Consider the following 12,569-nt stretch of genomic DNA (forward strand, 5'->3'; position numbering starts at 1 on the left):
TGGTGGACGGGTGAGGGGGGATCAGCCGGGCGTGCCTCATGTGCCGACCGCCACGAAGACCGCGATCAGCACCACGCCGGCCAGCAGCGCGCTCAGGTAGGTCTGCGCGTTGCCGGTCTGGCTGCGCCGCACCACCCAGCCGAGCAGCTTGGCCGTACCGCCGGAGGCCTGCACATAGCCCTCGACCACCTCGCGGTCCAGGAACTTGACCAGCTCGGCGGCGGCCACGGTGGGGCGCACGAAGAGCAGGCTGTAGAGCCGGTCCAGCCGGAAGCCGTGCTGGGCCGGGCCGTAGAGCGGACCGAGCAGCACCCGGCCCGGGTCGGCCGGGGCGGGCGCGGGGGCGGCCGGGATGAGCCGCTCGGCGTCGGGCGCGCCGCCCTGCTCCGGCACCCGTTCGGTGCTCCGGGCGCTGACGACCCGCCAGGTCGCGTAGCTGATCAGCACCCCGGCCACGGCCAGCCCGGTGCCGAGCACGCCGGTGACCAGGCTCGGCCGCAGCGAGCCGCCGTCCAGCAGCTCGGGCAGCCAGTCGGTGCGCAGACCGGCAACGCCGAAGGCCATGGTCGGCAGCGCCAGCACCCACAGCGGCCAGCGCATCGCGGCCGGCTCGGCCTGGCCTGGGGCGACCTCGTCGGCCTCGGGCGAGTAGGGCGCCCCGGGCTCGGCGGCGGTGGCGGAGGCGGCCGGGGCTGCGGCCCGAGCCTTGGCCTGAGCGGGCAGGCTCGGGAAGGCGAGCAGCCACAGCCTGGTCGCGTAGGCGGCGGTCAGCAGCGCGGTCAGCATCCCGGCGACCAGCACGATCCAGCCCGCCGCGTGCGGCACCGCGCCGGCCGGGCCGACGCCGTTGGTCAGCGCCTCGCCGGTGGCCGCGTGCTCGGCGGCGGTGAGCACCGCCTCCTTGCTGAAGAAGCCGGTGAACGGCGGCAGGCCGGCCAGTGCGACCAGGCCGATGCCCAGCGTCCAGCGGGCGTCCGGCACCCGGTCGCGCAGCCCGGGCAGCCGCGACATCGCGGAGAGCGAGTTCGTGTGCGCGGCGTGGATCAGCACCCCGGCGGACAGGAACAGCAGCGCCTTGAACGCGCCGTGGCCCACCAGGTGGAAGACGGCCGCCTCGCGGTCGCCGCTGGCCAGCGCGCCGGCCATGTAGCCCAGCTGGCCCACGGTGGAGTAGGCCAGCACCCGCTTGATGTCGTCCTGGGCCAGCGCGCAGAGCGCCGAGCCGACCATCGTCACGGCCGCCAGCACCGCCAGCACCACCAGCGCGGCGCCGGAGAGCAGGAAGACCGGCAGCAGCCGGGCCACCAGGTAGATGCCCGCGGCCACCATGGTGGCCGCGTGGATCAGCGCGGAGACCGGGGTCGGGCCGGCCATCGCGTCCGGCAGCCAGGTGTGCAGCGGGAACTGCGCGCTCTTGCCGGCCACGCCGGCCAGCAGCAGCAGCGCGATCAGCGTGGGGTGGTGCAGCTGACCGTGCGCGGCGGCCTGGAGCACGCCGCTGATCCGGAAGGTGTGCGCGTCGGCCGCCAGCGCGAAGATGCCGAACAGGAACGGCACGTCACCGAGCTTGGTGACCAGGAAGGCCTTGAGCGAGGCTCCCCGGGCGTCCGCGGTCTCCCAGTGGTGGCCGATCAGGAAGTACGAGCAGATGCCCATGATCTCCCAGCCGACCAGCAGCACCATCAGGTCGCCCGAGTAGACCACCAGGAACATCGCGGCGGTGAAGAGCGAGACCAGCGCCGCGTAGGACGGGTAGCGCGGGTCCGTGCGCAGGTAGGCGGTCGAGTAGACCTGCACGCAGGTGGCGACCAGGCCGACCAGGACGGAGATCAGCGAGGTGTAGCCGTCCAGGTGGATCGCGAGCGAGATGTCCGGGCCGCCGGTGGGGGTGAGCCGGGTGGCGGCGTCCAGGGTGTGGCCGGTGCCCAGCTGCACGGCGGCGACCAGGGCGAGCACCGCGGCGGCGGCCACCGGCAGGATCGCCAGCGGCCGGCTGTAGCCGGGGGCCTTGCGGCCGGTGGCGAAGGTGGCGGCGGCACCGAGCGCGGGCAGCGCCGGGACCAGCGCGGGGAGGGCGATGTTCACGAGACGGCCTGGCCCTTCGACGCGTCGTCAGCTTCGGTGTCGCAGGCGGCCGGGTCGAGCGGCGCGGCCGGGGCCGGGACCTCGGCGGCCCGGTCCCCCAGCGCGGTCAGCCGGTCGACGTCGGCCGTGCCCTTGGTCCGGAAGACCAGCAGCACGATGGCCAGCCCCAGGCCGATCTCGGCGGCGGCCACGGTGATGGTGAAGAGGGTGAGCGCCTGTCCGGCGTGCAGCGCGTCGCGCAGCCAGGCGTCGAAGGCGACCAGGTTGAGGTTGACGGCGTTGAGCATCAGCTCCACCGACATCAGCACCAGGATGGCGTTGCGCCGGGCGAGCAGACCGTAGACGCCGATGCTGAAGAGCAGTGCGGCCAGGACGGCGGGGTAGGCGAGATGCATCGGCGGTCAGCGCTCCTGCTGCTCGGGGGCGGCGGTGGCGCGGCCGGGGCGCGGGGCGCCGGGCGGGCGCGCGGTGCGCAGCCTGCCCGCGCGCGGCCTGGTGCCGCCCTTGCCGGTCCGGGAGATCACGATCGCGCCGACCAGTGCGGCCAGCAGCAGCACCGAGAGCGCCTCGAAGGGCAGCACCCAGTACCGGAACAGGCTGGCCCCGGTGACGGCGGCGCTGCCGCCGCCCCCGCCCAGGTCGATCCAGGAGGTCCGGAAGGCGTCGACCACCAGGGTCACCAGGGTGCCGGCCGAGGCCAGCGCGACGCCGAGGGCGACCCAGCGGTTGCCCGAGTCGGCGTCCGGCGAGCGGCCGATCGGCGCCTTGGTGAGCATCAGGCCGAAGAGCACCAGCACGACCACCGAGCCGAGGTAGATCAGCACCTGCACCCAGGCCACGAACTCGGCGGTGAGCAGCAGGAACTCGACGGCGAGGCCGCCGAGCGCCACGACCAGCCACAGGGCGGCGTGCACCAGCTGCTTGGTGGTCACCGAGATCAGTGCCGAGCCGAGCACCGCGAGGCCGACCAGGACGAAGACGATCTCCACGCCGGTCGGCGACAGGAAACCCCGGCTCGCGGGGGCGAGCGAGCCGGTGGCGGCGAGCAGCGCGCTCATGCGCCGTCACCTCCCAGGGCGGCGGCCAGCTTGTCGGCGGCCTTGCGGGCGGCGGCGATCTCCTTGGGCTCCTCGGCCGCGGGGTCCAGCGCCGGCGGCGCGGGCACGGTCCACATCCACTCGCGCAGCTTCTCGCGCTCGTGGGTCAGCTCCAGGATGTCGGTCTCCGCGTACTCGAACTCGGGCGACCAGAAGAGCGCGTCGAAGGGGCAGACCTCGATGCAGATCCCGCAGTACATGCAGAGCGAGAAGTCGATGGCGAAGCGGTCCAGCACGTTGCGGGTGCGGGCGCGCGCGTTCGGGTCGGCCGCCGGGAGGGTCTCCTTGTGCGAGTCGATGTAGATGCACCAGTCCGGGCACTCCCGGGCGCAGAGCATGCAGACCGTGCAGTTCTCCTCCAGCAGCCCGATCACCCCGCGGCTGCGCGGGGGCAGCTGCGGCTGCACCTCGGGGTACTGCGCGGTGACGGTCTTGCGCGTCATCGTCCGCAGGGTGACGGCCAGGCCCTTGGCCAGACCGGATCCGGGGAGGTTCACTGGGAGATCGCCACCTTGATGATGCCGGTCAGGGCGAGCTGGAGGAGCGCGAGCGGGATCAGCACGGTCCAGGCGAAGCGCATCAGCTGGTCCTCGCGCAGCCGCGGGAAGGTCACCCGGGCCCAGATCACCACGAAGGCGAGCGCGAAGGTCTTCAGCAGCGTCCAGAGCCAGCCGAGGCTGTCCGGCAGCGGGCCGTGCCAGCCGCCGAGGAAGAGCACCGCGGTCAGCGCGCAGAGCACCAGGATGCCCGCGTACTCGGAGAGCAGGAAGAGCGCGAAGCGCAGCCCGGTGTACTCGGTGTAGGCGCCGAAGATGATCTCGGAGTCGGCCACCGGCATGTCGAACGGCGGGCGCTGCAGCTCGGCGAGACCGGCCGTGAAGAAGACGAACCCGCCGATCGCCTGCCACGGGATCCACCACCAGTGGAAGGCGCCCATGATCCCGGGCAGCGACAGGGTGCCGGCCGCCATCGCCACCGAGGCGCCGGCCAGCAGCATCGGCAGCTCGTAGGACATCAGCTGGGCGGCCGTGCGCAGGCCGCCGAGCAGCGAGAACTTGTTCGCCGAGGCCCAGCCGGCCATCAGCGAGCCGAGCACGCCGATGCCCATGACCGCGAGCACGAAGAAGATGCCCGCGTCGATCGCCTGCCCGACGAAGCCGTTGGGGCCCACCGGCACGGCCAGCAGGACGAGCAGGTACGGCAGCAGCGCGACGGCCGGGGCCAGCTGGAAGACCCGCCGGTCGGCGCCGGCCGGGACGATGTCCTCCTTCTGCGCGAACTTGAGGCCGTCCGCCACCAGCTGGGCCCAGCCGTGGAAGCCACCGGCGTACATCGGGCCGAGCCGGCCCTGCATGTGGGCCATCACCTTGTGCTCGGTCTGACCGATGATCAGCGGGAAGGTGAGCATGACCACCAGCGCGGCGAGGCAGCGCAGCAGCGTGTCGAGCAGGTTCACGCGCCCTCTCCGTCCTGCTTCTCGGGGTCTGCGGGGGCTTGTGGGGCTTGTGGGGCTTGCGGGGCTTCGGGGGCTTGCGGCTCTTCAGGCGCTTGCGGGGCTTCCGGAGCGGCGGGTGCGTCGGCTGCCGGGGCGTCCGCAGCCGGCTCGGCCGGCTTCGCGGCCTCCTTCGCGGGCGCGGGATCGTGCGCCGGCACCGGGCTGTGCCACGGCGCGTCGGCGCTGCGGGTGCGCGCGGGACGGGCCGGGGCCGCCGGGGCCTCGGCCGTGGGCGCGCCCTCGGCGGCGGGCGCCCCCTCAGCGGCGGGCGCGGCAGGAACCTCGGGCGCCGCAGGTGCCACGGGTGCCGACTGGCTGGTGGAGCCGTCGCTGATGCTGCGGTTGCGGCGCGGCCGGTCGGCCCGCACCGCGGGCGCGCCCTCCGCCGCCGCCGCTGCCCCGGCCGCCGCCGCGCGCGGTCCGCGGGCGGCGCGGGCCGGCCGCTCGGCGACCGGCGGCAGGGTGCCCTTGAGCGGCCCCCACTCGTTGGGGTCCGGCACGCCGGGCGGCTGCATCTTGCGCCGGGCCGGACCGTCGTGGTCGCTCTCGCCCGGCTCCTTGGCACCCGGCCAGGCCTTGGCCACCCGGGCCGCGAGGACGAACTCCTTGCGCAGCGGGTGCCCCTCGAAGCCCTCCGGCAGCAGCAGCGGCGTCAGGTCCCGGTGCCCGGTGAACTCGATCCCGAACATCTCGTGCGTCTCGCGCTCGGCCCAGCCGGCCCCGGCGTAGACGCCGGCGGCGGTCGGCAGCGCAGCGCCCGCGCGCGGCACCCGAGTGCGCACCAGCAGGTGGCGCACCCGGGTGCCGTCCCCGGCGGCGGCCAGGTGCGCGCAGACCGCGAAGCCCTCGGCGAGCTCGTCCACCGCGCTCAGCCAGTCGAAGAAGCGCAGACCGAGCCCGTCCCGGGCGGCGGTCAACGCCTCGATCCAGTGCTCGGCCGGCACGTCGACGGTCAGCAGCTCATAGGCCTGGGCCGCGGTCGCCCAGGGTCCGATGGCCGCGGCCGCCCGCTCGGGCGTCAGCTCCTCGCTCACTGCGCACCTCCGGGGCCCGGCACCAGCGGACGGCGCAGCGCGGCGGTCGACGGGCCGGCGTAGCGCTCCGCCAGCGACTCGGCCGCGATCTTCTCCTGCAGCTTGAGGATGCCCTGCAGCAGCGCCTCGGGACGCGGCGGGCAGCCGGGCACGTAGACGTCGACCGGGATGATCTGGTCCACGCCCTTGGTGACCGAGTAGGAGTCCCAGTAGGGCCCACCGGAGTTGGAGCAGGCGCCGAAGGAGATGACGTACTTCGGCTCCGGCATCTGCTCGTAGAGGCGCTTGACGGCGGGGGCCATCTTGTCCGTCACGGTGCCCGAGACGATCATGAGGTCGGCCTGCCGCGGCCCGGGCGCGAACGGGATCACGCCCATCCGGATGAAGTCGTGCTTGGCCATCGACGCGGCGATGAACTCGATCGCGCAGCAGGCCAGCCCGAAGTTGAAGCACCAGAGGCTGTAGCGGCGCCCCCAGTTGAGCACCACCTTGACCGGGTCCGGGGCGAGCCGGGCCAGCGGGCCCAGGCGGCGCTGTTCCAGCGCCCCCGGGCCGGGGTTGGCGGGGTCCGGCAGGCCGAGCGGGACGGGTCCACCCGAGCCGTGGCTGTGGGTCAGGTCCATTCCAGGACCCCCTTCTTCCAGGCGTAGAGCAGACCGACCGCGAGGAAGCCGAGGAAGATGAACATCTCCACCAGCGTCCCCATGCCGTATCCCGCGGCGGCGAACACCGTCGCCCACGGGAAGAGGTAGATCACGTCGACCGCGAAGATCACGTAGAGGAACGCGTAGACGTAGTAGCGGACCTGGGTGTGCGCCCAGTCCTCACCGACCGGGTCCACTCCGCACTCGTAGCTGAGCAGCTTCTCGGGGGACCAGACCGCCGGGCGCAGCAGGCGGTTGGCCGTGAACGCCACCGCGAGGAAGAGCACGCCGACCACCGCGAGCAGCCCCACCGCCCCGTACGCGTGGAAGTAGCCGCCACCCTGCGCGGGGTCGGCCGCGAGGGCGGTGGCCCAGGGCCCCTGCATGCGTTCGCCTCCAGCTCAGCGGTGCCGCGCGGCTGGCCGGGCCAGGCAGCGCGGGCATTTATTTACTCATCCATAACCTTGCTACGCGGTGAGTCTATGGCCATGGCTCGGTCCCGCCGGAACCCTGCCCGCCACTTAAGACGACTCGGTCCACTGGCAGGACAGCCCCACGAGCAGCCCCACAACCGTTCCCGGGGCGAACCCCGGGACCGGCCGCCCCGTGGAGCAGGGGTGGGGATATCCCCCGGTGATGACTCGCCCTAGCCCCCGTGCGCGAAACCCCCCACCTCGGCGAAGCTGTCAGTCGCCCCACCCTCACGATTGGAACGGACGCCCCCATGAAGCTCCCCGGCGAGCGCCGCGACGCCCGGCCGCTGTACGGCGCCCAGCTGTGGCGTGAGGTGCGCCACCACCTGCTCGGCCTGCCCTTCGGCGTCGCGGCCTTCGTCTTCACCACCACCGTGATCGCGCTCGGCACGGGGCTGAGCGTGACGGTGGTCGGGCTGCCGGTCCTGGCCCTGGGGCTGCGCGGGGCCCGTGGCCTCGGCGCGGCGGCGCGCTGGCGGGCCCGGGCCAGCCTGGGCGCCCAGATCGAGGAGCCGGAGCCGCTGGCGGCCGCCAAGCCCGGGGTGACCGGCTGGGTGCTGGCCTCGCTGACCGACGGGCTGAGCTGGCGCTCGGTCCTCTACTGCCTGCTGATGCTGCCCTGGGGCATCATCACGTTCACCCTGACGCTGGTCTTCCTGCTGGCCGGCTGGCCGCTGCTGCCCTGGGTGGTGCGCTACCTGGCGGTGGCCCACCGGGTGCTGGTGGAGCAGTTGCTCGGCCCGAACCGGCTCTCGGCGCGGGTGCGCGAGCTGGAGGAGGACCGCGGCGCGGTGGTCGACACCGCCGCCGCCGACCTGCGCCGGATCGAGCGCGACCTGCACGACGGCGCCCAGGCCCGGCTGGTCGCCCTCGCCATGGACCTGGGCCTGGCCAAGGAGAAGCTGCTGGAGACCGAGCTGTCGACCGAGCAGGCCTCGGCCGCCAAGATGGTCGACGCCGCGCACGGCGAGGTGAAGCTGGCCCTGCAGGAGCTACGCGACCTGGCCCGCGGCATCCACCCCGCCGTGCTGACCGACCGCGGCCTGGACGCGGCGCTCTCCGCGGTGGCCGCCCGCTGCACCGTGCCCGGGGGCGTGAAGGTCAACGTGGACCTGACCGGCCCCGGTGGGGTCGCCGAGCGCCCGGACTCCGCGGTGGAGGGCATCGCCTACTTCACCGTCAGCGAGTTGCTCACCAACACCTCGAAGCATGCGGGGGCCACCAACGCCTCGGTGGACGCCTGGCGCTCCGCCGACCGGCTGATGATCCAGGTCAGCGACGACGGCCGGGGCGGTGCCATGGCCCCGGGTGGCGGTTTCCGCCCCGGCGGCGGGCTGGCCGGCCTGGCCGAGCGGGTCGGCGCGGTGGACGGCGTCTTCCTGGTGGAGAGCCCGGTGGGCGGCCCGACCACGGTCACCATCGAGCTCCCCTGGCACACCAGGGCGGCCCGGACCGCCTGAGCCTGCGCCTGCGCCCGAGCCGGGGCCGGGGCCACCCGAAGAGGTGACCGAACGAGCGTGGTCCGGCGGCGGCGACCCTTGCGCGGTACGCCGCCGCCGGACCGGTCCTTGACGGGCCGCCCCCGACGCCGGGTCAGGAGCCGAGCGTCCCCAGGGTCACGTCCGCCGTCTTGCCGGCGCCTGAACGGGTGTAGGTGACGGTGGTCCTGCTGCCGGGCGAGAGCGAGGCCAGCGCGGTGGTCAGCGAGTTGAGCGTGGTGATCGGGGTGCTGCCGACCTGGGTGATCACATCGCCCGCCTGCAGTCCGGCCGAGGCCGCCGGGCCGCCGGAGGTGGTGCTGACGATCACCACACCGGCCGGCTGGTAGCTGCCGCTGTAGTAGGTGCGGGCGGAGATGCCGAGCGCGGCGCGGCCCGAGTTGGTCACCTTGCCGCTGGAGATCAGCTGGTCGGCGATGCTGGTGATGGTGGCGCTCGGGATCGCGAAGCCGATCCCGGTGGCGGCGCTGCCGTTCAGCTCCGGGTCGACGGCGGCCAGCGTGTTGATGCCGATCACCTGGCTGGAGAGGTTGACCAGCGCCCCGCCGCTGTTGCCGGGGTTGATCGCGGCCGAGGTCTGCACCATGTTGCCGATGGTGGCGCCGGGCGAGCCGCCGCCCTGCGGCTCGGTGACGGTCCGCCCGGTGGCGGAGACGATGCCCTCGGTCACGCTGCTGGAGAGCCCGAGCGGGCTGCCCATCGCCAGCGCGATCTGCCCGACCTCCACCTGCGCGCTGTTGCCGAAGGTGACCGGGCGCAGGCCGCTGGGCGGGTTGGTCAGCTTGACCACCGCGAGGTCGGAGTCCGGGTAGCTGCCGACCAGGGTGGCGTCCAGCTGGCTGCTGCTGTTGGCCAGGCTCACCTGGAAGCTGGTCGCGGTGCCCACCACGTGGGCGTTGGTGACGATGTCGCCCTTGTCGTCGTAGACGATCCCCGAGCCGAGCCCGGAGGCGGTGGTGATCTGCACCACCGAGGGCAGCACGTTGCCGATCACCTGCTGGTACTCGGTCTGCAGCTGGTTGGTCACCGAGGGCGAGGCGCTGGCCCCGGTCGAGGAGGAGGCCGAGGACGAGGAGGACGGACCGCTGGTGCAGCCGGCCAGGGCCAGCGCGGCGCAGAGCACCACCGCCCCCGGCCCGGCCGACCGGAAGGCGACGGCCTTGGGTCCGGTGGGACGCGGGCCGGGCGGGATCGGGCGGGTGTGGTCCTTCGAGGGGTGCACCTGGACTGCCTCCGGTTCCGTCCATACGGGGACTGCTGCCCGGCCTTCGCCAGGCCACGTCAGCATTCCACCGATATGTCCGAATTGCCGTCAATGGCGCGCCGCAGGCGGCCCGGGACGGGCCCCGGACACGCCTCAGCGCTGCTCGGGCACCGCCGTTCCGTAGACCGCGTCCAGGGCGTAGACGCAGCGGTCCTTGCTGCTCACGAAGACCCGGCCGAGGGCGGCCACCGGAGAGCCCGTCAGCTCGCCCTTGGTCCCCAGCTCCCAGCGCAGCCGCCCGCTGCCGAGCTCCAGGGTGTGCAGCGAGTGGTCCCGGCTGCCCAGGTGGACCAGCCCGTCGGCGGCCGCCGGGGCCCCGACGATCTCGCCGCGCGCCGCGTAGCGCCACAGCTCCCGCCCGCTCACCGTGTCGAAGGCGTAGAGGGTGTCCCCGCTGGCGATCAGCGCGGTCCGCCCGGCCAGCACCACCGGCTCGGCGCCCTGCCGGCTCGCGGTCCGGCCCTGCCAGCGCACCCGCCCGGTGGCGCCGTCCAGCGCGTAGAGGGTGCCGAGGTAGTCGGCCACGTAGACGGCCGGAGTGGCCGAGTCGTCCAGCACCGGCGGGGTGAAGAGCACCACCGGCGCCTCGAACCGCCAGCGCTGCGCCCCGCTCGCGGCGTCCAGCGCGTACACCGCGGTGCCCGCCGTGACGTAGACCAGGCCGCCGCGCACCGCGGGACGCGAGGGCACGTCCTCGCCGACCGGGAAGGTCCAGCGCGGCAGTCCGCCGCGGGCGTCCACGCAGCGCAGCCGTCCGCCGCCGTAGTAGTAGACCGACCCCGCCAGCAGCGCCGGGCCGGACTGCGGGTTCTCGTAGTCCTGCTGGGCGTCCTCCACCCGCCACAGCTCCGCCCCGTTGGCGCTGGAGCGCACCTGCACCCCGCCGCCGCGCAGCCCGCAGCAGAGCACCCCGTCCGCGGCGTCCAGCGCGTAGACCCAGCCGTCCAGCGAGGTGCGCCAGCGCTCGGTGCCGTCGGCGACGTCCACCGTGTAGAGGTGCGGGCCGTCGGCGGCGTGCAGCCGTCCGGCGTCCACCGCCACCGCCCAGGCCACGTCCCGGGTCTTGTAGCGGCGCCGGCCCGAGGCGATGTCCAGGGCGTGCACCTCGAAGCTGGAGATGAACAGGGTGCCGTCGGCGACCACCGGGGTGCCCCAGACGTCGTTGGACATCCGGAACCGCCACGGCCGCCAGCGGCCCGGCGCCGCCTGCTCGACAGTGCCGGAGGAGGTCACCGAGGAGGTGACGGCCGGGCCCGCGGCAGGGGCGCCCGTGGTCTCGGCGCGGCGCACCCAGTCGGTCTCGGCGGGCGTCGGCGACGACCAGCCGGGCGGGGCGGCCGGCGGCGCCGGCTCCACGCCGTGCGCCTGCGGCCCGGGCCCTATCCGCACCGAGGCGCCGGAGAGCTGGATCTCCTGGACGGGGTCGCGCCGGTGCCGGTGGGCCGAGCCGAGCTTGGCCGTGGCCACCTCGCCGTCCTCGTCCTGCGCCGCCCCGGCCATGCCCTGGCCCGTCACTCCCTGGCCGGTCACGGCCTGGCCCATGGCCGGGCGGCCGACCGCCGCGGAGCCCGCCGCCTGGGCCATCGCCGTGGACCCCAGCGGCCCCAGCGCCCCGGTGCGCGGGTCCACCGCCCCGCGACGCGCCGGCGGGCTCGTCCGCGGCGGCAGCGGCGGGACCGGCGGCGGCCCCCAGTGGCCCTCCGAGGCGGCCGGCCCGGCGTGCGCGGCCAGGTAGGGCGCGGGGACCGGCGGCGGGCCCGCCGGCAGCGGCGGAATCGCGGGCGGCGCGGCCGTCACCCGCGGGGCCGGCACCGGGCGGGGGCGGCGCTTGTGCTCGATCAGGTCCAGCGCCTCGGGCGGCAGCCAGGTGCCGCCCTCCTCCCCCGCGTCGTCCCGGGAGAACAGGTGCGGGGCCAGTTCCGCCTGGATCTGCGCGGGTGTGGGCCGGTGCTCGGGCGCGGGCCGCATGCAGGCCCGGACCAGATCGACCAGCTCCACCGGCAGGCCGGACAGGTCCGGCTGCTCGCGCAGCAGCTTGAAGACCGTCTCCACCGGGTTGCCGCCGTGGTAGGGCGCGTGCCCGGTGGCGCAGAAGACCAGCAGCGAACCGAGCGAGAAGACGTCGCTGGCCCCCGTGACGCTGCGGCTGTCCTTGGCCTGCTCCGGCGACATGTAGGCGGGCGTGCCGACCGCCACGTTGGTCATGGTCAGCCGGCTGTTCGAGACACCGGCCGCGATCCCGAAGTCGATCACCCGCGGGCCGTCCTCGACCACCAGCACGTTGGACGGCTTGAGGTCACGGTGCACCAGGCCCGCGGCGTGGATGGACTGCAGCGCCTCGGCGATGCCGGCGATCAGCCAGCGCACCGCGTCCACCGGCAGCGGCCCGCAGTCGCCGACCAGGTCCTCCAGCGAGGGCGCGGGCACGTACGCGGTGGCCAGCCAGGGCACCCGGGCATCCGCGTCGGCGTCCACCACGGCCGCGGTGTAGAAACCACCGACCGTCTTGGCCGCGGCGATCTCGCGCGCGAAGCGGACCCGGAACAGCTCGTCCTCGGCGAGCTCACCGCGCACCGTCTTGATGGCCACCCGCCGGCCCGAGGCGGACCGCGCCAGGTACACCAGCCCCATCCCACCGGCGCCGAGGCGCCCGAGCACCTCGAACGGCCCGATCCGTCTCGGATCCTGCGCCGTCAGCTGGTCCACTCGGCTGCCACCTCCCCGTCCCCACGACACCCGTTCGGGGGCCGGAGTTGATTCTCCAATGCACCTGGCCCCTGAGCCAATCTCTCCCCGCCCCAGGTCTGCGGCCGTGTCGCGCCATACCGTCGGCTTCCAGCCAGCCGCCGACCCGGGCCGACCGGGAAGAGGACCGACGGCCCGTCGACTCGACGATCGGCCAGCCGATCTGACGAGCCCTCGGGAGTCACCGCATTCATGCGCGGCACTACACAGAGCAACCCGAGTCCCCCTCAGCC

11 protein-coding genes are annotated in these 12,569 nt (G+C 74.3%); 1 reads left to right on the forward strand and 10 read right to left on the reverse strand.

Annotated elements, in window-relative coordinates; translation table 11 throughout:
- Positions 1 to 36: 36 nt before the first annotated feature.
- From ACFZB9_RS12845 to ACFZB9_RS12880, 8 genes are read right to left on the reverse strand one after another with little or no spacing between them, the layout of a single operon-like run.
- Positions 37 to 2,085 (reverse strand): NADH-quinone oxidoreductase subunit L, encoded by a 2,049-nt coding sequence (locus tag ACFZB9_RS12845; protein ID WP_391446384.1) that lies wholly within the window; start codon positions 2,083 to 2,085, stop codon positions 37 to 39.
- On the reverse strand, positions 2,082 to 2,480 hold the full coding sequence (nuoK, locus tag ACFZB9_RS12850) for an NADH-quinone oxidoreductase subunit NuoK (RefSeq protein ID WP_391446386.1): 399 nt from the start codon (positions 2,478 to 2,480) through the stop codon (positions 2,082 to 2,084). Before nuoK ends, ACFZB9_RS12845 begins: the two co-directional genes overlap by 4 nt.
- 6 nt (positions 2,481 to 2,486) lie before the next feature.
- Positions 2,487 to 3,143, reverse strand: coding sequence for an NADH-quinone oxidoreductase subunit J (locus tag ACFZB9_RS12855; RefSeq protein WP_391446387.1), 657 nt, complete (start codon positions 3,141 to 3,143; stop codon positions 2,487 to 2,489).
- A complete protein-coding gene (locus ACFZB9_RS12860) occupies positions 3,140 to 3,625 on the reverse strand; it encodes a 4Fe-4S binding protein (RefSeq protein WP_391446754.1) in 486 nt (161 codons plus the stop codon). The genes ACFZB9_RS12855 and ACFZB9_RS12860 overlap by 4 nt, the downstream gene beginning before the upstream one ends.
- A 50-nt stretch (positions 3,626 to 3,675) precedes the next feature.
- The gene (locus tag ACFZB9_RS12865) at positions 3,676 to 4,590 is read right to left on the reverse strand and encodes an NADH-quinone oxidoreductase subunit H (protein ID WP_391446756.1); all 915 of its coding nucleotides are present in this window, start codon (positions 4,588 to 4,590) and stop codon (positions 3,676 to 3,678) included.
- A 44-nt stretch (positions 4,591 to 4,634) separates the two neighbouring features.
- Positions 4,635 to 5,711 (reverse strand): NADH-quinone oxidoreductase subunit C, encoded by a 1,077-nt coding sequence (locus ACFZB9_RS12870; protein ID WP_391446389.1) that lies wholly within the window; start codon positions 5,709 to 5,711, stop codon positions 4,635 to 4,637.
- Positions 5,708 to 6,334, reverse strand: a complete 627-nt coding sequence (locus ACFZB9_RS12875) for an NADH-quinone oxidoreductase subunit B (protein WP_391446391.1) — start codon at positions 6,332 to 6,334, stop codon at positions 5,708 to 5,710. The genes ACFZB9_RS12870 and ACFZB9_RS12875 overlap by 4 nt, the downstream gene beginning before the upstream one ends.
- On the reverse strand, positions 6,325 to 6,741 hold the full coding sequence (locus tag ACFZB9_RS12880; protein WP_391446393.1) for an NADH-quinone oxidoreductase subunit A: 417 nt from the start codon (positions 6,739 to 6,741) through the stop codon (positions 6,325 to 6,327). Before ACFZB9_RS12880 ends, ACFZB9_RS12875 begins: the two co-directional genes overlap by 10 nt.
- A 338-nt stretch (positions 6,742 to 7,079) precedes the next feature.
- On the opposite strand from ACFZB9_RS12880, the gene ACFZB9_RS12885 reads away from it, so the two are divergent.
- A complete protein-coding gene (locus ACFZB9_RS12885) occupies positions 7,080 to 8,288 on the forward strand; it encodes a sensor histidine kinase (RefSeq protein ID WP_391446395.1) in 1,209 nt (402 codons plus the stop codon).
- A 133-nt stretch (positions 8,289 to 8,421) separates the two neighbouring features.
- Here ACFZB9_RS12885 and ACFZB9_RS12890 read toward each other — a convergent pair whose 3' ends face one another.
- Both ACFZB9_RS12890 and ACFZB9_RS12895 read right to left on the reverse strand, forming a co-directional pair.
- Complete coding sequence (locus ACFZB9_RS12890; RefSeq protein WP_391446758.1) at positions 8,422 to 9,453, reverse strand: S1C family serine protease; 1,032 nt, start codon at positions 9,451 to 9,453, stop codon at positions 8,422 to 8,424.
- Between the two features lie 231 nt (positions 9,454 to 9,684).
- Positions 9,685 to 12,297, reverse strand: a complete 2,613-nt coding sequence (locus ACFZB9_RS12895) for a serine/threonine-protein kinase (RefSeq protein WP_391446397.1) — start codon at positions 12,295 to 12,297, stop codon at positions 9,685 to 9,687.
- Positions 12,298 to 12,569 lie beyond the last annotated feature (272 nt).

The organism is Kitasatospora sp. NPDC008050 (assembly GCF_042957465.1).
GTDB lineage: Bacteria > Actinomycetota > Actinomycetes > Streptomycetales > Streptomycetaceae > Kitasatospora.

Coding starts and splice junctions, on each gene's coding strand:
- nuoK (WP_391446386.1), bottom strand. CDS start 2,480: ATGCATCTCGCCTACCCCGCCGTCCTGGCCGCACTGCTCTTCAGCATC.
- ACFZB9_RS12855 (WP_391446387.1), bottom strand. CDS start 3,143: ATGAGCGCGCTGCTCGCCGCCACCGGCTCGCTCGCCCCCGCGAGCCGG.
- ACFZB9_RS12860 (WP_391446754.1), bottom strand. CDS start 3,625: ATGACGCGCAAGACCGTCACCGCGCAGTACCCCGAGGTGCAGCCGCAG.
- ACFZB9_RS12865 (WP_391446756.1), bottom strand. CDS start 4,590: ATGCTCACCTTCCCGCTGATCATCGGTCAGACCGAGCACAAGGTGATG.
- ACFZB9_RS12875 (WP_391446391.1), bottom strand. CDS start 6,334: ATGGACCTGACCCACAGCCACGGCTCGGGTGGACCCGTCCCGCTCGGC.
- ACFZB9_RS12880 (WP_391446393.1), bottom strand. CDS start 6,741: ATGCAGGGGCCCTGGGCCACCGCCCTCGCGGCCGACCCCGCGCAGGGT.
- ACFZB9_RS12885 (WP_391446395.1), top strand. CDS start 7,080: ATGAAGCTCCCCGGCGAGCGCCGCGACGCCCGGCCGCTGTACGGCGCC.